Source organism: Massiliimalia massiliensis, from assembly GCF_900155615.1.
Taxonomy (GTDB): Bacteria; Bacillota; Clostridia; order Oscillospirales; family Ruminococcaceae; genus Massiliimalia; species Massiliimalia massiliensis.
The window spans coordinates 730,276-751,877 of record NZ_FUHT01000004.1; the positions used below are offsets into that span (position 1 = coordinate 730,276).

General features: G+C 45.5%; 21 protein-coding genes. 7 read left to right on the plus strand and 14 right to left on the minus strand.

What is annotated here, in order from left to right:
- Positions 1–21: 21 nt before the first annotated feature.
- Positions 22–756, plus strand: coding sequence for a phosphatase (locus CZ360_RS12075; RefSeq protein ID WP_077534439.1), 735 nt, complete (start codon positions 22–24; stop codon positions 754–756).
- A 31-nt stretch (positions 757–787) separates the two neighbouring features.
- Here the strand turns inward: CZ360_RS12075 and CZ360_RS12080 are convergent, their stop codons facing one another.
- The 3 genes from CZ360_RS12080 to CZ360_RS12090 are packed head-to-tail and all read right to left on the minus strand — an operon-like array spanning position 788 to position 4,694.
- Positions 788–2,005 carry a Ger(x)C family spore germination protein gene (locus tag CZ360_RS12080; RefSeq protein WP_077534440.1) on the minus strand — a complete coding sequence of 406 codons (1,218 nt, stop codon included), beginning with the start codon at positions 2,003–2,005 and terminating at the stop codon, positions 788–790.
- A complete protein-coding gene (locus CZ360_RS12085; protein ID WP_077534441.1) occupies positions 2,002–3,117 on the minus strand; it encodes a GerAB/ArcD/ProY family transporter in 1,116 nt (371 codons plus the stop codon). Before CZ360_RS12085 ends, CZ360_RS12080 begins: the two co-directional genes overlap by 4 nt.
- Before the next feature lie 20 nt (positions 3,118–3,137).
- Positions 3,138–4,694: a spore germination protein gene (locus CZ360_RS12090; RefSeq protein WP_077534442.1), complete on the minus strand. Its 1,557-nt coding sequence runs from the start codon at positions 4,692–4,694 to the stop codon at positions 3,138–3,140.
- Positions 4,695–4,828: 134 nt separating this feature from the next.
- Here CZ360_RS12090 and CZ360_RS12095 point away from each other — a divergent pair, with 134 nt between their 5' ends.
- A complete protein-coding gene (locus tag CZ360_RS12095; RefSeq protein ID WP_229408052.1) occupies positions 4,829–5,503 on the plus strand; it encodes a DUF421 domain-containing protein in 675 nt (224 codons plus the stop codon).
- A gap of 11 nt (positions 5,504–5,514) precedes the next feature.
- Positions 5,515–5,895: a DUF4363 family protein gene (locus CZ360_RS12100; protein ID WP_077534444.1), complete on the plus strand. Its 381-nt coding sequence runs from the start codon at positions 5,515–5,517 to the stop codon at positions 5,893–5,895.
- Between the two features lie 4 nt (positions 5,896–5,899).
- On the opposite strand, the gene nrdR is transcribed toward CZ360_RS12100, so the two are convergent.
- The 9 genes from nrdR to CZ360_RS12140 all read right to left on the minus strand — a co-directional run bounded on the left by nrdR (position 5,900) and on the right by CZ360_RS12140 (position 13,522).
- Positions 5,900–6,361 (minus strand): transcriptional regulator NrdR, encoded by a 462-nt coding sequence (gene nrdR / locus CZ360_RS12105; protein ID WP_077534445.1) that lies wholly within the window; start codon positions 6,359–6,361, stop codon positions 5,900–5,902.
- 86 nt (positions 6,362–6,447) lie between these two features.
- Positions 6,448–6,693, minus strand: a complete 246-nt coding sequence (locus CZ360_RS12110) for a DUF6514 family protein (RefSeq protein WP_077534447.1) — start codon at positions 6,691–6,693, stop codon at positions 6,448–6,450.
- Positions 6,694–6,799: 106 nt separating this feature from the next.
- On the minus strand, positions 6,800–7,588 hold the full coding sequence (locus tag CZ360_RS12115) for a sugar phosphate isomerase/epimerase family protein (RefSeq protein WP_077534448.1): 789 nt from the start codon (positions 7,586–7,588) through the stop codon (positions 6,800–6,802).
- 57 nt (positions 7,589–7,645) lie between these two features.
- Positions 7,646–8,590 carry a protein translocase subunit SecF gene (gene secF, locus CZ360_RS12120; RefSeq protein WP_143530246.1) on the minus strand — a complete coding sequence of 315 codons (945 nt, stop codon included), beginning with the start codon at positions 8,588–8,590 and terminating at the stop codon, positions 7,646–7,648.
- Entirely contained in the window at positions 8,583–9,992 is a 1,410-nt protein-coding gene (locus CZ360_RS12125) for a preprotein translocase subunit SecD (protein ID WP_077534452.1), read from the minus strand. The genes secF and CZ360_RS12125 overlap by 8 nt, the downstream gene beginning before the upstream one ends.
- A gap of 147 nt (positions 9,993–10,139) precedes the next feature.
- Positions 10,140–11,570 (minus strand): adenylosuccinate lyase, encoded by a 1,431-nt coding sequence (gene purB / locus CZ360_RS12130; RefSeq protein ID WP_077534454.1) that lies wholly within the window; start codon positions 11,568–11,570, stop codon positions 10,140–10,142.
- A gap of 148 nt (positions 11,571–11,718) precedes the next feature.
- Positions 11,719–11,856: a hypothetical protein gene (locus CZ360_RS14115; RefSeq protein WP_159438288.1), complete on the minus strand. Its 138-nt coding sequence runs from the start codon at positions 11,854–11,856 to the stop codon at positions 11,719–11,721.
- A 140-nt stretch (positions 11,857–11,996) separates the two neighbouring features.
- Complete coding sequence (locus tag CZ360_RS12135) at positions 11,997–12,533, minus strand: QueT transporter family protein (protein ID WP_077534456.1); 537 nt, start codon at positions 12,531–12,533, stop codon at positions 11,997–11,999.
- Positions 12,534–12,691: 158 nt separating this feature from the next.
- Positions 12,692–13,522, minus strand: coding sequence for a prephenate dehydratase (locus CZ360_RS12140; RefSeq protein ID WP_077534457.1), 831 nt, complete (start codon positions 13,520–13,522; stop codon positions 12,692–12,694).
- Between the two features lie 335 nt (positions 13,523–13,857).
- Here CZ360_RS12140 and secA point away from each other — a divergent pair, with 335 nt between their 5' ends.
- The 3 genes from secA to tnpA all read left to right on the plus strand — a co-directional run bounded on the left by secA (position 13,858) and on the right by tnpA (position 18,470).
- On the plus strand, positions 13,858–16,623 hold the full coding sequence (secA, locus tag CZ360_RS12145; protein WP_077534459.1) for a preprotein translocase subunit SecA: 2,766 nt from the start codon (positions 13,858–13,860) through the stop codon (positions 16,621–16,623).
- 72 nt (positions 16,624–16,695) lie between these two features.
- Entirely contained in the window at positions 16,696–17,802 is a 1,107-nt protein-coding gene (locus CZ360_RS12150; RefSeq protein ID WP_077534461.1) for an iron-containing alcohol dehydrogenase family protein, read from the plus strand.
- Positions 17,803–18,008: 206 nt separating this feature from the next.
- Entirely contained in the window at positions 18,009–18,470 is a 462-nt protein-coding gene (tnpA, locus tag CZ360_RS12155) for an IS200/IS605 family transposase (RefSeq protein ID WP_077532218.1), read from the plus strand.
- A gap of 132 nt (positions 18,471–18,602) precedes the next feature.
- Here tnpA and CZ360_RS12160 read toward each other — a convergent pair whose 3' ends face one another.
- Together CZ360_RS12160 and CZ360_RS12165 are read right to left on the minus strand one after the other, a co-directional pair.
- Entirely contained in the window at positions 18,603–19,022 is a 420-nt protein-coding gene (locus CZ360_RS12160) for an SRPBCC family protein (RefSeq protein WP_077534462.1), read from the minus strand.
- A gap of 14 nt (positions 19,023–19,036) precedes the next feature.
- On the minus strand, positions 19,037–20,311 hold the full coding sequence (locus CZ360_RS12165; protein WP_159438289.1) for an AI-2E family transporter: 1,275 nt from the start codon (positions 20,309–20,311) through the stop codon (positions 19,037–19,039).
- Between the two features lie 298 nt (positions 20,312–20,609).
- On the opposite strand from CZ360_RS12165, the gene CZ360_RS12175 reads away from it, so the two are divergent.
- A complete protein-coding gene (locus tag CZ360_RS12175) occupies positions 20,610–21,545 on the plus strand; it encodes a magnesium transporter CorA family protein (protein ID WP_077534466.1) in 936 nt (311 codons plus the stop codon).
- Positions 21,546–21,602 lie beyond the last annotated feature (57 nt).

Consider the following 21,602-nt stretch of genomic DNA (forward strand, 5'->3'; position numbering starts at 1 on the left):
TGAAAGGAGCAATATTTATTTATGTATAAGCATCAGATTTTTGCAGATACTCACACCCATACCCTCGCTTCTACCCATGCCTACAGCACGCTGACTGAAAATGTTCGGTACGCGGCCCAAATTGGCCTGAAGGTTCTGGCTGTAACCGACCATGGCCCGAAAAATAAGGACGCACCTCACGAATGGTATTTCCGCAATCTCAAAACCAGCGTTCCGGAAGTGCTGGAGGGCGTGCGGGTTTTGCGGGGCGTGGAAGCAAATATCATGGATTATGAAGGTACGCTGGATTTGGATGACAAGATGCTGAAGGAGCTGGAGTGGGTGGTTGTTTCCTACCATCACTGCAACTGTACAGCAGGAACTTTGGAGCAGCATACCAACGCCTATCTGAATCTAGCGAAAAATCCTTGGGTCGATGTGATTGGCCATAGCGGTTCCCCTGATTATATTTATGATTATGAAACCTGTATCAAGGCTTTTAGGGAATTTGGAAAGCTGGTGGAAATCAATCAGCACTCTTTCCATGTCAGGAAAGCAAACATTAAAAACTGTGCTGAGATCGCAAAACTCTGCAAAAAGCATCAGGTTCCGGTTGTGGTCAATTCGGACGCCCACTTTTATACACAGATTGGGGATTTTCCGGATGCACTGGCAATGCTTGAAGAGATCAGCTTTCCGCCGGAGCTGGTTTTAAATTCCAATTTTGACCGGTTCGCAGAGTATCTGAAAATGAGAAAAGGGATCGTCTTAAAATAAAAGGATGGGACAAATTAATTGTCCCATCCTTTTATTTATTCTTATTCTGAGCCTGGTTTGCTTCTATACTGAGACGTGTAATATCCACATCGACCTCAGTACGAAAATGCAGTTTTTCCAGGTGCGCCGGAAAATCATTCTGAATCGCAGTCCAGAGCTTGGGGTTGTTTTTATGGATTAGGTCTCCCAAATAGAGAATGTTGCTTTGATCTTCCTTTACCACCCGGTTGAATGCTCTTGTACATTCATCGGCGATCAGCCTTTCAGCCGATTGTGCAAAAATTTCCAATTCGTCCAGTCCGGTATATTCTCCCGCCGGTAACAGAACCTCGTCTATACTGGCTTTTGATTTAATTTGTAAGACAAATGTGATTTGGTCATCCTGAAACTCCGGTTTCAGCTTAGCGTCACAGGAATAGAGGTTTATAGAACTAAGATGTCCGTTCGCATCCTCTGCGACAAGGGTAGCCTCTTTGACTGTATTGCTTAAAAACGCAAGCCCTTGGCTGCATTCCTTATCCACAATGTCAGCCAGCTTATAGTCTTTAAATACCGCGGTTTTTTCAATTTTAACAACATCAACTGACTGGATGCTTTCGCTTACCGAAGAATCACCGGATTCGGTTCCCTGATCCTCGCTCTGTTCCTCCTGTCCACCGGTTTTTTCGATTACCGGGACGACAGAGGAGCCCTCGTACTGGAACATATTCTGGCTGAACATGTAATACGGGCATCTCAGGATCATCCCATTTTCTTCACAGTTTTCTACAATTTTTTCTAACATCTCTGCCGCTAAAATCCCCTGGTCAATATTAACGGATACAATCTCTTTGGCTGGGCCTTCTGAAACCAGGACATCGATGTTCTGCGTAGTAAGATGATTACGGTCAAAATAGCTGAAAAGGGATTCTACCCCTTCCTTTGCAAACCGTTCCCCGATAATAAGCAGACGGTTATTTCCGGTAAAAATATATTCACCCTGAATCGCGGTAGCCTGGTCGACCGCTTCGGTAATGGTCTTCCCTTTTGCCACTACAATGTTAGCATTATTGTTGCTGGTATCAATCGCCGTGGTAGCACCGCTCCCCTTCGGGGCATAAAACTGCAGAGTCAATTCATATCCCTCGTCGGTCAGATCGACGGCAATTGCCTGGACGATGGCGGTTTCCTTTAATTCATGACTTGGAAAGCAGGAGGTCAGGGAAAAAATCATTGCTACAGACAATACGATAAAAATGGTTTTTTTCATTCTGGCTTCTCCTCTTTTCTTTGCTGCTCCCTATTCTTTGAGGCTGAGGGAGAAATCCTTTTGAGATTTAACAGTAGGATGATCGGCAGAAGGACAATGAGAATGACAAACGGATATCCTTTACCGATAAAATCATAAAGAAGATTACTGCTTTGCAAACCGCCTGACAGGAATCCGGCAGCCACTAAAATAACAACGCTTGAAAACAAGCAGCTCCATTTTCCGATATGATATGGCAGTACTCGCTTCAACAGGCTGGTCGCTGTCAGAAGAAAGAGAGATGTCCGCAGAAAGGCAGTGATAACCCATAACGTCATATGGATGGCGTCAAAACGACGAATGATTTTACTGTCGACAACAGAAGCAATCATATAAAACGGGAAGATCTGACGGAAGGTGAATTCACCCAGAACAGTAGCTACTAAAAAAGAAATTGTGCATAACAAAACGGAAATGAGCAGAATGTATCCAAGCAGGGATTTGGCCGCCTTCCCTTTGATATTCGGAACCACCATCATAAAAATCAGAAGCTCCATATTCCTTGCTGTGTCCTGCCATGCGACAGATAAAATGCTTTTTACAGGCTCGTATAAAACTGGCTTTAGGTTGAGCAGATTAATCCTGTTGTGCAGTGTGAAGGCAATGGTAACCAGCGCAATCAACACAATCAGAAACAGGATCGTACCAGTCCGCGCAATCCCCTCCAATCCCATGAGGGAGGCGTAAAATGCGGCGATCATTAGGGTAATCAGAATGATAAAACGACTGGCATCGGGAAATACCGCATTTACCATAAAGAACTGAAAGTCTACCATCGTATCCACAGCAGCGGCCAGAACGCCAATTAACAGAAGAATAAATACAATAAATCCAAACCCCGGATTCAGGCGGTAAGACAGCGTTAGGATGTCATCCTGCGTTTTTCGAAACAGCAGAATAACAGGAGTGGCTGCGGCCAGCAAAATTAAGGTAGATACGACTCCTCCGAGAAAGACCGCGGTAATCTCTGCTTTTTCTGTATATACCGGCGTATAGGTAATAACAGCAAAGAGCTTACAGACCACCAGTGTCAGAACAATCTGCATGGAGCTGACTTTTCCATATTGAACCATCTTGATTTTCCCCCTGTTTTTTATTCTTGGCTGTCAATATGAACGCCATTCAGTTCCTCAATGCGTACCTCTTTTTTCTGTAGCGTTTTCAGATGGGCGCGGAAAAAGATATCCCGCATAGAATAACCGCTAAACGGTGAAATTGGAGACAGGTACGGCACGCCAAATGCTGTCAAGGTAGAAGCATTTACCATGACTATCAAGCTTCCCAGGGCGATTCCGTACAGACCCATTGTCCCGCCGATAATGATAAAGGCGAATTTCAGAAATGCTGCAGGCTCCTGCAAGGAGGGAACAACAAAAGAGGAGATCGCTGTCAGGGCGACTACGATTACCATTGGGGAGCCAATCAAGCCCGCGGTGACCGCTGCATCTCCGATTACCAGCGAGCCGACAATACTGATGGCATGTCCGACAGGACGAGGCAGCCGCAGCCCGGCTTCCCGCATTATTTCATAGATAAAAAAGATAATCAGCGCCTCAATCGTCATTGGAAACGGTGTTGTCTCCTGTGAGGACACAATATTAAAGAGAAGCGCTGGCGGGAAAAGCTCGGGATGGAAGGTTCCCATCGCAACATATACGCCCGGCAGCAAAATTGTGATGATAAATGAAATATACTTCAGGCATCTGATCGCAGTGGCATAATAGGACTTGTGAACATAATCATCAATACTCTGGAAATTTTCAGAAAACAGATACGGTACCACCAACGCAAAAGGTGTACCGTCTACCAAAATCGCCACCCGTCCCTCGTAAATTTTGGCACAGACAGTGTCAGGCCGCTCTGTATATCCGACATCTGAAAAAAGGGATCGCTTCACACTTTCCAGAAATGGGATCAGATATCCGGAGTTGAGGATGAGCTTAAAATCAATCTTGGAAAGCCTAGTCCTGATACTACTGAGAAGCTTCGGCGATACGACATGGTCGAGGTAAGCAAGGCAGACATCAGTCTGTCCTGTATCCCCTACCTTCAGCATTTCAAAGTGAAGCGCATCCGATTTGATTCTCCGGCGGATCATACTCATATTAATTTTAATCGGTTCGGTAAAGCCCTCCTTGGAACCGCGTTCATTTGCTTCACTGGTCGGTTCGGCAATCGAACGGAACTGGAAGCCCTGTGCTCCCATAGAAATTGCATGGTCAACACCATCAATCAGGACAATCAAAAATCCTGACATCATCATTTTAAAAAGATCTTCAAAGGTGTAAACATCCTTCATCTCGGCCGCAAAAAGCATCTTTGTTTCAATAAACTGGTAAATTTCTTCGGCGGTAGCGTCATTGCGTTCCTTAAAGTGATCTACCATTTTAATGAGGGAATCGTTTACTGTTTGAATGTTTGTCATCCCTTCATTTGTAAAGATATCAAGCTTTACACCGCCTATTTCCAGCTCCCGTACATTAAAGTCACTGCTTCCCTTTAACCTTTCCTGCATAACTACAACATTTTCCAGCAGATTAGAGGATATTTTGCTTTCGGGGGCAGTTCGAGGCTTCTTTTTTTCCTCGCTGATCCCGAATAAAGTATTGTAGAGCCCTTCTGACTGAATTTTATAAAGAAAACGTCTCATATTCCCAAACCTTTATTTTCAAATTTCTTGACTTATCTTTTCCGTTTCCGGCCATAAAATACATGTTTTGGAATATTATCAGCCTGAAACTCCCAGAATAGGAGTAGATATCTTGATATTTCTGGAGGTACATTATGCTGATTGTATTTATCAGAGCAATTTTGCTTTACTTATTGGTTATTTTTGCGTTGAGAATCATGGGGAAACGTCAGCTAGGCGAGCTTCAGCCTACAGAGCTTGTTATAACCATTTTGATTTCAAATATTGCTTCCCTTCCGATTGAGGATACCTCGATCCCGATGGTAACAGGCGCGATTCCGATCTTGGTATTAGTGGCATTTGAACTTTATATCTCCAATATTTCCCTGAAAAGCAGAAGCTTTCGGAAATTCATTTCCGGCAGTCCGGTAATTGTTGTGGCCAATGGGGTTATTAATCAAAAGGCACTGCATGAGCTGCGTTTTTCGATTGACGACCTAATGGAAAGTCTTCGGGAACAGAGTATTTTCGATATCCGGGATGTCAGCTATGCAGTAGTAGAAACGACCGGCGGAGTGAGTGTACTGCAAAAATTTGACGTGCAGACCGTCACACCCCAAATGCTAAAATTAAAAGGCGAGGATACTACCCCGCCTGTGGTGATTATCAGTGATGGAAAGATTGTGAAGGATGCCCTCAGTCAATATGAAATTCCAGAGACATGGCTGAAGGCTACTCTAAAAAAAGAAAAGCAGTCATTAAATTCAATCTTTTTAATGACTGCTAATAAGCAACTGCAATATTATATTGTTCCCAAAACCTCAAAATAGGAGTGGTTTCCATGAAACGTCTCATTACAATTTCTATCATTTTAATCTCAATCCTAGTATGCTGCGTCCTGGGAATTACACACATTTCAAGCACAAACCATCAAATGTATCAATATCTGGATCAAAGTATCGAGGCGTTACAATCCGAACAATTTCAGGATGCACATTCACAAATTGAAGACGCCCAGAAACTCTGGAAATCTTCCGGAGAAATGATTGACAGCTATGTTAACCATGATATGGTTGACACGGTAGAAGAAAATCTCGTCCGTCTCAACGCCCTGATTGAATCAAAGCAAACACAACAAGCGTTGGTTGTCATTGAAACGATCCAGTTTGAGCTCAATCATATCTATGAATGTGAACTGCCGTCCTTAAAAAATATTTTTTAATCTCCTATTGATTGCGGTGGTTCAAAAGGTGCTGCAGCTCGGATAAGAACGATTCCACATCTGAAAATTCTCGATAGACAGATGCGAAACGCACATAAGCGACCTCGTCGATATCCTTTAAACGCTGCAACGCCATTTCACCAAGCGCTTCTGAAGATATTTCTCTTGAGGCAGAGGAGGCGCAGGCAAATTCGATTTCGTCCACTGCCTTTTCCAGCATCTCAACTGAAACCGGCCTTTTTTCGCAAGCTCTTAGCATGCCGTTTAATAGTTTGTCACGGTTAAAGATTTGTCTGGAATTGTCTTTTTTCAAAACAATAATCGGAGCCGTTTCAATGATCTCATACGTAGTGAATCTTCCACCACATCTGACACATTCACGACGCCGACGAATCTTCAAATCATCTTCTGTCGGTCTAGAATCTGTCACTTTACTCTCGGTATAAGAACAATATGGGCATTTCATTTTTATGACCATCCCTTTCTTCACTTCTACCCTTTAATCATACCATGAGAAAAAGACAAATTCAAGAAAAAAATCATAGTCTGTTTCTAGCAAATTGCGTCTTCAACAATGTCAAGAAAATGACATGCCTCTACCTCCCCTTCATTTAGCTTAGAAACCAACTGAGCAACAAAATCGTATTCTGTACTGATGTTTTCAATTTTTTCGACAACGGTATTTTGTCGATCTCTGCACACAATACCATACTCGAAGATTTCGGCCGATTCTATTAATTCCGTACCGCGACATATATCATAATGTAATTTTTGATCATCTTCTTCTATTGGCTTCATAAAATCTCCACGTCCTTTCATATAAGATTGTTGTAACAAAATTATACTACATTGTGGAAATATTTTCCATACAAAAGATTCGCCATGTTAAAGAAGCAGTGGTTTATCACTGCTTCTGGCTAAAGTGAAGCAGACGGCGGTAAGAGTCAAACAAATCCTTTTCTGACCGATAATTATGACGGTACAGTTCAATTACGGCAGCTCCCTGAAAAGAGCTTGCATGCAATATATTAAAATAATTTGAAAAGTCAAAAACCCCGTTTCCGATTGGAAGACAGTCCTCCTGATCCCTATGATCACTGATATGGGTATGAACCATATTTTTTCCCATTGCTTCAAGCATTTCCCATGGATTTTCCCCTGCACGGACAGACTGCTTGATATCGAAAACAAATTCTACCTGGCCATCCAGATACTGTTTCATTTTTCGGATAAACTCGACAGAGTGGCTTTTAAACGGAGCGACGTTTTCCTGAGCCAGGATAATTCCCTCACGCCTAGCAGCTTCCCGCATTTTTGCAAACCGTTCAAAGTAGCATTCGTCTTCAATCGTTACATGGTTCATACAGCCATGCAGAACCAGAATGCTTGCCCCAACCTGATGTAAAAAGTCAAAATAGAGTTCCTGATAACGTTGAATCGAATCCTCCATCCTGCCCTGATATTCTGAGAAAAACAGCAGTGATTCCATACCGGATGTGAACGGATGAACGGATACAGCCTGAATCCCGCTGCCGTCCAGTATTGCTTTCATTCTCTTTGCGAATTCCGGTGTGGTTTCCGAATAGGTGTTGAGAAAAATTTCGATCACCTGCGGCCCGAATTCTGCAAGGCTTCGAATCGCCTCCTCTGTCTGTCCGGGATAAAAACAAGAGGTAGAGATTCCAAACTTCATCTGTGCTCCTCCTTTTTATATGGTAAAAGCCGTCCATTCGGACGGCTTTTATGCTTTTTACGCTTTACTCTTCTTTCTTTCCTTCCAGGTTACCCACAATTCACTTGCCAGGCAGACAGAGGAATAAGCACCGCTGATCAGACCCATAATGATTGGGAAAGCGAAGCTCAAAATTGAGGTAACGCCACAGACCAATGCAACTACACAAACTACCACCATCGACAGGATTGTGGCAACAGAAGTATTGACCGAACGTGCCAGCGTCTGGTTAACGCTGATATTAACCACCTCAGCCAAGCACTTTGTAGCACCGTACAGCCGTTTGTTTTCACGGATACGGTCATAAATAACAATTGTACTGTTAATGGAATAGCCCAAAATCGTCAGGATTACTGCGATAAAGCTGTCGTCCAACGGCATTTTGAAGATAACGAAGGTCCCGAAAACCACCATAACGTCATGCAACAGGGCGACAACCGCCATAAAGCCGGCCGAAACACCGCCGATTTTCTTAAAGCGAATCCCGATATAAAGGATCATCAGGAGACTTCCGAATACAACAGCTACCAGGCATTTGATAAAGAATTCTTTTCCCATTGTCGGGTTCACGCTGGTAATGGAAAGCTGTTTGATATTCTGTTCAGAAAAGGTTTCAGTCAACGTATCATTGAGCTGGCCCTGTAATTCGGAGGAAACACTGTCATTGTCCAGCAAGGTAATTTCAAAACCATTTTTTTCAGTCAGCTTATTGAACTTTTCCTCTACTGAAACATTGGTTCCTAGAATATCAGAAGCGAGGTCTTTCACCTGCTCCAGGTCTACCGCACCGGTTTCCCCTTCATAGGAATAGTCCACCATGGTACCGCCCTTAAAGCGAATATCCAGATCAACGCCAAATACAAAAGAGCTGACAATGATCACCAGCATCAAAACGGTAGAGATAATAAAGAATTTCTTTCTGTTTTTAACAAATCCTATTTGTTTTCCTTTTAATTTAAACATTGCGACTACCTCCATATACCCAAGGATTTCGGCAGCACTTGAATCTGGAGACAGACTTCATCATATATTTGGAAGCAAAAATCCCAAACACAAAGTTGGCGACTACACCCACCAGCAAGGTATATCCAAAGGAATAGATAGCGCCCTCTGTGGAGGCCGGGAACATAAACAGCAACGGCTTTAACAGCGTTGCAAACGCGCTGTTCGGCGGGCCGAACGTACCCATCAGGATGATCGCGACAATAACATTGGTAATATTACTGTCAAAAATCGCGGAGAATGCACGCTTGTAGCCAAGCTCCACCGCGCCGTCAATAGATTTTCCGGAATTGATTTCCTCTTTGATGCGTTCCGCGGTAATGATATTCGCGTCAACACCAATACCAATCCCCAGAATAATACCTGCAATACCCGGTATTGTCAGGGTGAAGCTATTCATTCCCGGAAGGAATCCGGTTAAGGCGGCGAGCATTCCGCCAACCTGTCCGGCCAGGGCGATACACGCTACAATACCCGGCAGCCGGTACCACAGAATCATAAAGAGACAAACCAGAATAAAGGCAATTACACCGGAGAGCACCATAGCGTCACGCGCGCCAATACCCAAAGTCGGGTCAATCGTGCTGTAATTTTCTGTCTCCAGCTTAAACGGCAGCGCGCCGCCGTTAATTTTATTAGCAAGGGACTCTGCGCTGTCCTGATTAAAGCTTCCGCTGATAATAGCGGTACCGTCAGTAATTGCGCTGTTTACGTTTGGCGCACTGATCTGGGTGTCATCCATCCAGATGGAAATACAGTCTTCCCCCGCCAAACGGGTAGTTGCCTCTGCAAACGCGTCTTTTCCACTGTCGTTCAAATTCAGCTCCACATACCATTGCTGTGTTCCGCTGCTGTCGATCGGCCCGTATTTGGCCTTCGCGCTTTTAACGTCTTTCCCTTCCAGAATGACGGTTTCCTTGGTAACGCCGGAGGGCAAGCCGTCAGAGTCCACCTCGTCGCTTTCACGGAAGGTCAGCACTGCGGTATCTCCGAGCTCTGCAATCGCGCTTTCCGCATCAAAATCGGTCTCCCCCTCTTTCCATGGGAACCGGACAATGATACGGTTGGACGCATCATCCGTATAAACCTCATAGTCGGTAATGTTTAAAGTAACCAGACGCTGTCTCATCACCTCCGCAGCCGCGGAAAGCTCGTCCGATGTCGCGTCCTTTCCAGATTCCGGCGTGAAGGTTACGTCTACCCCGCCCCGGATATCAATTCCCCATCTGATCTGGTCTACCCCTTTGATGATGACATGCTCGATGTCGCCATATTGAGTAGTGATCCCGGTCATGGACAGTGTTGTAAACAAAATCGTCAACAAAGCCACGATCCAAAAGACGGGTTTTTTCACTCGCTTCATTTGATTTTCCTCCATTGCAGACTCTATCCAACCATTACAGATAGAATCAAAATTACCGAATTTTGTGAAATCCAGCCATTACATAGAATTTAGTTTACATGCTTTTATGTAAAAAGTCAATCATGAAACCCCAATTTCACAAAATTCTTAAACGGTCAATTCCGCTTTTTCATTCAGAATATCCCGATTTGCTTCCCTCAATGGGGTGATATATTCCGCGATAAATTCTTCTACCTGCTCCACACTGCGGCCGACAAAGTTAATTGGTTTGAGCACTGCGGAAATTTCATCCTTGCTCAGGTTAAAGGACGGGTCTGCGCATACACGGTCGATCAGATCGTTTTCTCCGCCCTCTTCTTTTACCACTCTGGCAGCGGCAATTGAGTGCTGACGAAGCTTTTCGTGCAGTTCCTGACGGTCTCCGCCTTTTTTCACCGCCGTCATCATGATATTTTCTGTCGCCATGAACGGCAGCTCTTTCAGGACGCGCTGTTCAATGACCTTCGGATAGACTACCAGTCCGTCACAGACATTGAGCATGATGTTTAAAATAGAATCAATTGCCAGGAAAGCTTCCGCGACCGCGATCCGCTTGTTCGCACTGTCATCCAGCGTGCGTTCGAACCATTGGGTCGCCGCAGTGAACATCGGGTTTAAGGCGTCCGTCATAACAAAGCGGGAAAGCGCGGTAATCCTCTCGCTTCTCATCGGGTTGCGCTTATACGGCATGGCCGAGGAACCGATCTGGTTTTTCTCAAAGGGCTCTTCCATCTCTTTAAAGTTTTGGAGGATTCTCATGTCATTAGAAAATTTGCTGGTGCTCTGCGCGATTCCACTGAGCGTACAGACCACCTGGGAATCGATCTTTCGGGAATAGGTTTGTCCCGAAACAGGAACTACTCCGTCAAAGCCCATTTCCTCGCAGATCAGACGGTCGACTTCCTTGATTTTTTCCGTATCTCCTTCAAACAGCTCCATAAAGCTTGCCTGAGTACCGGTCGTACCCTTTGATCCCAGCAGCCTTAGGTTTTTGATTCGGTAATCTACTTCCTCCAGATCCATGAGAAGCTCATTTGCCCAGAGCGTTGCGCGCTTGCCGACAGTCGTGAGCTGTGCCGGCTGAAGGTGGGTGTAAGCCAGAGCCGGCTGTGCCTTATGCTCCTCTGCAAACCTGCCAAGCAGGTCGATCACATTAACCAGCTTCCGGCGTACCAATTTCAGTGCATCGCGCATAATGATAATATCCGTGTTATCTCCGACATAGCAGGAGGTAGCGCCTAGATGAATGATCCCTTTTGCTTTCGGGCACTGCTGTCCATAAGCATAGACGTGGGACATAACATCATGGCGAACCAGGCGTTCCCGTTCCTCCGCGACAGCGTAATTGACATCGTTGACGTGCGCTTCCAGCTCTTTTACCTGTTCCTCGGTGACCGGAAGCCCCATTTTCATCTCAGCACGCGCAAGAGCAACCCAGAGCCTTCTCCAGGTTGTAAACTTCTTTTCAGCGGAAAAAAGCTGCTGCATTTCGTCACTTGCATAACGGGTGCTGAATGGGCTGACATATTTATCGTACATTCTGAAACCTCCATATTTAGTAAGCTTTTCCAGCGTTAACATACTTTTTTATTATATCACAGCAGGAAGGCAATTTCAAGAAAAAAAGACAAGCCTCCCGGTGAAAAATACGGGCATAAAAAAACCAGCTTTTAAAGCTGGTTTTTTCTTAATCCTCGGAGGGAAGATCGGATTCAATATATTTTACCGAATAGGTTTCATACAGATAATCGATCAGGCATAAAATTCCTTTTACCAATAATACGGACGTCACCAGAATGCCAACTGCCTTCATAAATTTTTTCATGGAATAATCCTCCTTAGCGCTTTGTTCATTCCTTAAATTTATTGTATCAAATCAGGAGATAAAATACAAGCTGTAAATCGAAGAATTCCATAAAAAAACACGACAGGATTCAACCTAATTCCTGCCGTATCTTCTTAATTCTAAAAGAGACACTTGTAAAAGTCCTTCCGCTGTAGGATGACCATGACGAGAATCCCGAGGGTATAGCAGATAACCGCTTCGCCAAGGCCGACCGATCCGGCATTCATCAGATAGGCCTTCCAGAAGGCGTCATTTTGATTGAATAGAAATGTAATTTCCAGCCCGACGATCACCGTATTGAGCAGTACCGGAAAAAACGGCACCAGCAGATAACGCAGGCCTTTGTTTCGGAGCTTCCCTGCGAGATAAGAAAGCAGTGCCGCAATCAGGGTCGCGGAGGTTCCGACAACCGCGTCAATATAGCCGGTGGGATTCACTCCGAAGAGAGCGCCCAAAAGATTGGCCAGGCAGCAGCCGAGCGTCAGTCCGGGGACTGCCAGGGAGGTAAAGGCGGGCAGAACGGTCAGGCATTCGCTGACCCGGAACTGTACCGGCCCATAAGCAATGGGTGTGACCGCCAGGGTCAGGACGACATAAATCGCGGCGATCATCGCGATTTTGACCATGTTCCTGGTCTTTTTGCTTGTGTTTTCCATTTTCAAGGTTCCTTCTTTCGTAGTTTTCTTTATAGTCAGGAGGTTGCGACTGACTTGTACTTAAAAAGTACGTTCCAGATTATAACAAAAAGCAGGGGAAATTACAAGGCAGAAAAGAAAAAATCGGCAGAAACATCTAGTTTCCTGCCGATTTTTGGCTACAAAACAGAATAGACTCCCAAAATCTTAACGGGGAACCTGGACTGAACCTGCTCTACTGCTTCTTTGATCTTCTCCCATTGACCTTTTTCGCCGCTCAGCTCCAGATAAAAATTATAGGTACCCATGTTCTTTTTTGTCGGGCGGGACATAATAGAAACGAGATTAATCCGGTTATCATTGAAAATCTTTAGGATCTGGAACAGGACGCCCGGTTCATCGAAGGCGGGCATGACATAAAGCGGAACCTTAATCCTTTCTTCCATAGCCCCGGCCGTCTGAGACTCTCCGGGCTGAATGACCAGGAACCGGGTTACATTATTGGCGGAGTCGGTTACATTTTCCAGCCCAAACTCCCATTCCTCTCTCCGGAACATATGCTGCGGGATAATCGCAGCTTCTCCCTGTTTTCCCTCTTTCAGCTTGTAAAAGGACTCCATATTGCTTTCTGTGATTACCAGCCTGATCCCCGCGAGCCGGTCGATAGCCCGGCGGCACTGTCCGCTGGATTTAAACTGAACGTAAAGCGTTTTGATATCCTCGAGTCCGGCGGCATTTGCCGCCAGGGAAAACTGTACCGGTACGGTCAGCTCCGTCAGGATATGCAAATTCATCTCCAACAGAAGGTCCAAGCTGCGCTGGACATAGCCGTCCAAGGTGTTCTCTACCGGAACAATTCCAAAAGCGCACTCTTTTCCTACCGCGTGAAAGGTCTCGTCAATCGTGCTGTAATAGCACGGTATCAATGCTTCACTGCTTTTTCTGCAGTAAGCCTGATAAGCGCTGTCGCTGAACGTGCCCTTTGGCCCAAGCACCGCAATTTTAGACATAAGCTAGTTCTCTCCTCTATCATAAAGCCCATATGAATCCGGCGGCAGTGACAGAATATTTGCTCCATGATACCGCACTAAACTGCCGGGATGAAAAACGGCGAGATCGCAGGGTGCGAAAGCATTCATTCTGAAAGCCGTTTTTAGGGACGTTAAACGTATCATTTGACGTTATTATACCATCTTTTCCGTTTCTTGACAATCTGGCTAAGAAAATAATAACAGAGTGTAAATATCCACCGAAAAATCCCCAAAAGACTTGAAACAATTCCCAATCCGTTATATACTATATAAGTTAGAAGCCATCTATGTAAAATAACTAATGGAGAGATTTTATGGGTTTATATGAAAAAATATTCGGTACTTATTCTTCCCGCGAGCTGAAACGGATTCAGCCGATTGTAGACCAGGTTCTGGCGCTGGAAGATAAATACAGTAAAATGAGCGACCGCCAGCTCCAGGAACAGACGCCGGTTTTAAAAGCCCGTTTAAATAATGCGGAAACGCTGGACGATATCCTGCCGGATGCGTTCGCAGTCTGCCGGGAAGCCGCATGGCGCGTCCTGGGAATGAAGCATTTCCCGGTTCAGATTATCGGTGGGATCGTGCTCCATCAGGGGCGGATTGCTGAAATGCGCACCGGTGAAGGAAAGACGCTGGTTGCTACCCTGCCGGCCTATTTAAACGGCCTGTCTGGGAAAGGCGTTCATATTGTTACCGTCAACGATTATCTTGCAAAACGTGACTCCGAGTGGATGGGAAAGCTCTATAAATTCCTCGGACTGACGGTTGGGCTGGTAATCCACGGCGTGGAAGGACAGGCCAAAAAGGACGCCTACCTTGCCGACATTACCTATGGTACCAACAACGAATTCGGGTTTGACTACCTTCGTGACAACATGGTAATCTACAAATCGCAGAAGGTACAGCGCCCGTTTAATTTTGCCATCGTCGACGAGGTTGACTCCATTCTGATTGACGAAGCGAGAACCCCGCTGATTATTTCAGGCCCCGGGGATAAATCGACAGACCTTTATACTCTTGCGGACACCTTTGCAAAAACCTTAAAGCCTTACCGCGTGGTAGAAGTTGACCAGAAGGAAGAACAGGACGACATCGACGGCGATTATATTGTGGATGAAAAGGCAAAGACCGCTACCCTGACCCCGAAGGGCGTTAAGCGCGCCGAGGCTTATTTCCATGTGGAAAATCTGATGGATGCAGATAACCTGACTCTGCAGCATCATATCAACCAGGCAATTAAGGCCTATGGCATTATGCACCGCGACGTGGATTATGTTGTCAAGGACGGCGAGGTCATCATTGTCGACGAGTTTACCGGGCGTTTGATGATTGGGCGGCGCTATAACGAAGGCCTGCATCAGGCAATCGAGGCCAAGGAGCATGTAACCGTTGCCAGAGAGTCCAAAACGCTTGCAACGATTACCTTCCAGAACTACTTCCGCCTTTATGACAAGCTTTCCGGTATGACCGGTACAGCCCTGACGGAAGAAAGCGAATTCCGTGAAATTTATAAACTCGACGTCATTGAAATCCCAACCAATAAGCCGGTTGTCCGTGAGGATTTCAACGACGTTGTCTATAAAACAGAAAAGGCGAAATTCAATGCGGTAATCGATCAGATTGTAGAATGCCATAAAAAAGGCCAGCCGGTATTGGTTGGTACTGTTACGATTGATAAATCCGAGCTGCTGAGCTCGATGCTCCGCCGCCGCGGAATTAAGCACGAGGTATTAAACGCGAAATACCATGAAAAGGAAGCGGAAATCGTGGCACAGGCCGGTAAATACGGCGCGGTGACGATTGCGACCAACATGGCGGGCCGTGGTACCGACATTATGCTGGGCGGAAACGCAGAATACCTTGCCAAAGCAGATCTCCGCAAAAAGGAATACAGCGAGGAAATTATCGTCGAGGCGAACGGATTTGGCGAGACTGAGGACGAAGAAATCCTGCAGGCCCGCAAGGAATTTAAAGACGCGCTGGAGAAACACAAGTCTGAGATCAAAGGCGAAGCAGAAAAGGTACGCCAGGCCGGCGGGCTTTACATTATCGGAACAGAGCGGCATGAATCCCGCCGTATCGACAATCAGCTTCGCGGGCGTTCCGGACGTCAGGGCGACCCGGGTGCCAGCCGGTTCTTCCTCTCGCTGGAGGATGATTTGATGCGGCTTTTCGGCGGCGAGCGGATTCAGCATTTGATGGATCGCTTCAATGTTGAAGAGGATCAGCCGATTGAATACAAGATGCTGACAAACTCAATTGAAAGCGCACAGGCAAAGGTAGAAGCAAGAAACTTTAATATTCGTAAGAGTGTGCTCCAATATGACGACGTCATGAATAAACAGCGTGAAATTATTTACTCGCAGCGCGACAAGGTGCTCGACGGAGAGGACGTTCATGACAGTATTCTGAGCATGCTCAAGGAAATGCTGACTGAAACGGTTCAGCGCTACCTGCCGGAAAACGCAATTCACGATGATTGGAATATTACCGGCCTGCGTGATTATTACCTGAACTTTTTGACCCGCGAGGAGGATTTCCAGTACAGTGTTGACGAGCTGGCCGACCTGACCCACGAAACGCTGATTAACACCTTATATCAGCGTGCGAAGCTTCTGTATGATGTCCGGGAAAAGATGATCGGCACAGAACGGATGAGGGAATTGGAGCGTGTGATCCTCTTAAAGGTGGTTGACCGTTATTGGATGGATCATATTGATAACATGTCTGAACTAAAACAGGGTATTCATCTCCGTTCCTTTGCACAGAAGAACCCGGTGGATGAATATACCATGGAAGGGTTTAACATGTTCGATGAAATGGTTTCTGCAATCCGGGAGGATACGGTTAAGCTGATTCTGACTCTGAAAATCCAGATTAATGAAGAACCAAAACGCGAACAGGTTGCCAAGCCTACCACCGCAGTTCATGGGGACAGCGTGAGCAAAAAAACGGTTCGTAAACAGCCGGTACGCAGCCAAAAGGTTGGACGGAACGATCCCTGCCCATGCGGCAGCGGCAAAAAATACAAAAAGTGCTGCGGAGCAAATCAGGAAGTAACCACCCCACATCAATAAAAAAGTTGAATGACAGACAATAGCCCGAGCTATTGTCTGTCTCCATCTTAAATCAGTTACGGAGGTTTTAGAATGTTAGATTTAACCTATTATATGCCGACAAAGATGATTTATGGGCCGGACTGCGTAAAGAAAAACGCCGCTCTCTTCCCTGCATACGGGAAAAAATGTATGATCGTGAGCGGGAAACACAGTGCAAAGGCAAGCGGTGCGCTGGATGATGTTCTGGCAGCTTTAAAAGAATATGATATAGAATGGATTCAGTTTGACGAGGTGGAACAGAACCCGCTTTTGTCAACCTGTAAACGCGCGGGCGACCTGGCTCGAAAGGAAAGCGTTGACTTTATCATCGGGATCGGCGGGGGTTCCCCGCTTGACGCGACGAAGGCGGTTAGCGTTTTTGCAAAGCATGACATTCAGGACGAGGAAATCTATTCCCGCAGCTATCAGAATGATCATCTTCCCTTCCTGCTGATCGGAACTACGGCAGGAACCGGAAGTGAGGTAACGCCCTATGCCGTGATTACCGTAGACAGGGACGGGCGAAAAAAATCTGTAAAGGACTTGTTTGCGGAAATCAGTTTCTGTGACTACCGGTACACCTGTTCGCTGAGCTATGACGTCACAGTCGCTACTGCGCTGGACGCGCTTTCCCACTGTGTAGAGGGTTATTTCTGCAGCAAGGCTGATACCCTTTCCGATCTCTTTGCCATCCAGGGGATTCAGCTTATTTTTGACGTTCTGACAAATGCCGCCTCTGATGGGAGCTTTACCGACAAGCAGAAACAAAAGCTATATGCAGCCTCGATTTACGGCGGGCTGGTCATCACCAAAACCGGAACTTCCTTCTGCCATTCCATGGGATATTTTCTTACAGAAGAATACCAGGTCGCGCACGGAATTGCCTGCGCTGTCTTTATGCCGGAATATCTCCACCGCGGATTTGATTATGAAACAAAAAAGGCAGACCGCCTGACTTACGAGACAGACTATACATTGGGAGAAATGTGCAGCATTATCGAAAGCTTTACAGATTTTCAGCCATTTGCCCTGCCGGAAGCCAAGCGAAACGCTCTGTATGAGCTTTGGAAGGCTGCCGACAAGTTCGGTTCCGCTCCCGGAGAATTCACGATAGAGGATGCAATGGAGGTTCTTGACCGGATTTTCCCGATAGGATGAGGAAGAAGTAAACAGTAAATAAAAGAACTCTGCGGAAAATACCGCAGAGTTCTTTTATTAGTGTCTTTAGACGGTTGAGTGCCAGCGGCACGAAACAGAAAACCACCCGCTATGCGGGTGGGAAACAAAAGGTTAAACCAAAAAAATCACCTTTCGTGGTACAATAAGATGTTCAAGCTTATTGCAAAAAAAGAAAGGTGATTTTAATGGCAAATAAAACAAACAGTTTATCACACACAAAATGGATGTGTAAGTACCACATAGTGTTCATACCGAAATACCGAAGAAAAGCGATATACGGACAGTATAGAGTGGATTTGCAGAAAATCATAAGAACACTGTGTAAATACAAAGGAGTAGAAATACTGGAAGGAAATATGATGCCTGACCATGTACATCTGCTTTTAAGTATACCACCAAAAATAAGTGTGTCAAGTTTCATGGGATACTTGAAAGGAAAAAGTGCGTTGATGATGTTTGATAAACATGCAAATCTAAAGTATAAGTATGGGAACAGACATTTCTGGGCAGAGGGGTACTATGTAAGTACAGTAGGACTCAATGAGGCAACCATACGGAAATACATAGAGGAACAGGAAAAGCACGATATAGCACTGGATAAATTGAGTGTAAAAGAGTATGAAGACCCTTTTAAGGGTAGCAGGTAGTACGAACGCCCTTTAAGGGGCGGCAAAAGCGGCAAAGGCAATAGGCTTGAACAAAGAGAAAGCCAGCGTCTTTAGGCGCTGGTCGGTATCTGCCCCTTATAGGGGCGAGCAAACCACCCGTTTGACGGGTGGTTATGATTTTTCTTTTAAGGCTTTTCTTAGATCGTCCATATATGCCTTCTGTATCCTTTTTAAGGGCAGGCAAAGATAGGAAATCAGGCCAAGCAACGGATTGCTGAACCGGATTGTTTCCGTATAGGTGAGCTTTGTCTCCCCTACCCCTGTACTTTCGTATTTCCCGATCCAATGACCGGTAAAAATTTTTGTTTGCATATCAAATTCATAGCAATAGCAGGACTCTATCCGGGTAATGATAAATTCGGTAGAAAACCCATCCTTGGTATATTCGATAAAGCGTTCACCACCGTCCAGCACATCGATCCGTTCAAGGTCGCTTCTCCAATGGTAATGTTCGTTATCCGTTACAATCCCCCATACTGTTTGTATGTCCGCCGGCATAATTTCGGTAATAGTGGAAGTCCGTTTCATCATTGTATTCCTTCTTTTTACAGCTTTTTCGGCGGCTTCTTTACCTGATCGATCTTCTCCTTTGTCTCCACCTTTTCTTCAACCACCGGTACAGTATCGGCAAGAACCTCTGATTTGGAGGCCTGAACAATTTGCTCATAGCTGATATTTCTGTCCTCCAGCCGTTTGGCAGTAACAGTCTTTAGGATCGCATAAAGAACGGAAAAAGTAGGCACGCCAAGCAATACCCCAATCAAGCCGAATAGGTCGCCGCAGACAAAGATTGCCAGCATCACCCAGATTCCGGGCAAACCGATTGATCCCCCGACGACACGCGGATAAATGATATTTCCTTCAAAATTTTGCAGGCAGATAATAAAGATAATAAACCATAAGCAGGATAACGGATCAATAAAGATAATGATAACTCCGCCGAGAACTGCGCCGATATAAGCGCCGAAAATCGGAATCAGACTGGTTGCCGCAATAATTACGCTTACCAGCAGCGCATATGGCAGCCGAAGGATTGTCATCCCCAGATAGCACAGCGTACCGAGAATCAGCGCCTCGGTAAACTGGCCGGAAACAAACCCGCTGAAAATCCGGTTTGCAAGCGCGCCGACCGAGACAACTGTTTTAGCCTGTTCTCTGGGCAGGAATGCAAAAATAACCCGTTTCAGATTGCGGATCAATTTTTCTTTGCTAGCCAGCATATAAACGGCAAATACTAATGCTGTAACCATGTTGATAACTCCGGTTGTAACTCCCATGGTAAGGGAAACAATCGCTTTTCCCCCGTCGCTGACAACAGAAGTGACCTTTTCGATCAACTGGCTCCAGTCAAGCTTTAGGGTAGAGATATTCAGATCTGCCATCAGTTCCGTCAAATGATACTTTTTCAGCAGGTCATTGATCCAATCAGTAAACTGGTTTGCGTAGACCGGCAGGTTATCTGTCAGTCCCTTGACAGAATTCAACAGTTCCGGAATAACCAGAAAACAAAAGACACCCAGGACAGCAAACAGCAGAACAAAGGCAATCAGGATGCAAACCGCACGGCGGCATTTTTTCCAGATCTTTCCGTTTTTCTCATTGAGCCTGGCAAAAACGCGCTCTTCAAAGAGCTTGACCACCAGGTTTAAGATAAAGGCAAAAACAATTCCAAGGAAAAACGGCGTCATAATGCCGACCGCGCGCTTGAGTATTCCCATTAACTGGTCGATATTGAATACGGCGAAAATGAGCAGCACCGTTAATACGATCAACAGCAGAACACGCTTAAACAACTTGTTGGAAAATAGTATTTCTTGCATATTTTTATTCATATCGTTTCGGTTTCCCGATCCCCTCCTCGATGTCCCTGATCAGCTTTTCTTTATTATCATAACACAGATTTCTGGAAAAACAATCAATAAATTGTAAAAAAGCCCAAAAAGATTGAGAATGCTTTGCAAAGCTTAATTTTTGTGCTATAATATAACAGCTAGAGATTTTGAAACGGAGGATGTTATTATGAACCCTGACCCTTGTATACGGAAACAAAATTGCATGCCGGGTATCTTATAACAGCCGCCTTCGAAGATACCTGACAGGATTTAGGAGGTATTTTCGATGATTTCATATTATCAGACAGAACATAACAAAATGGTGAAAATCTCCGAATTTGTGGAGGGCTGCTGGGTAAATGTGATCAGCCCCTCGGCAGAGGAAATCGCTTATCTGGTGGATAGGCTGAAGCTTGACCGCGACTTTGTCCGCGCCGCACTGGACGAGGAAGAGTCGTCCCGTATTGAAAATGAGGATGACCAGACTCTTGTTTTAGTCGATATTCCGATTATGACCAGCGAGGACAACAATACTGTCCTGTACACTACCCGGCCGCTCGGCATCATTATGACTGAGACGAATATTATCACCATTTCACTTCAAAACAATCCGGTAATCAATGATTTTGCAAACGGTGTGATCCGCAATATTCAGACGCAGCTTAAAACGCGTTTTCTGCTGCGTATTCTGCTGCGCGGGGCAACCCAGTATCTGACCTACCTGAAGCAGATCGACAAAATCACCTCCAGCCTGGAAAGCAAGCTGGACAAATCGATGAAAAACCGCCTGCTGATGCAGCTTTTGGGCCTGGAAAAGTCTCTCGTTTATTTCTCCACTTCATTAAAAGCGGACGAGATCACACTAGAAAAAATTCTGCGCGGCCGCGTTATCAAAATGTATGAGGAGGATCAGGATCTGCTCGAGGATGTGCTGATCGAGGTCAAGCAGGCAATTGAAATGTCGAGCATCTATTCCCGGACGCTTTCGAGTACAATGGACGCTTTTTCTTCCGTTATCAACAACAACCTGAACATTGTAATGAAAATCCTGACCGCAGTCACTGTCCTGTTGGAAATTCCGAACATGGTGTTCAGCTTCTACGGGATGAACATTGACGGCGGACTTTGGTTAGATCAGTTTGACTGGGCTCCGTTGTTGGTTGCCGGCGTATTAACCGGCGGCGCAGCCATTATCCTTTATAAGGCGAGGATGTTTAAATAGGATGATTTTCGTGAGAAGCCGACTGCTTCTCACGATTTTTATTACAGAAAGGAACCG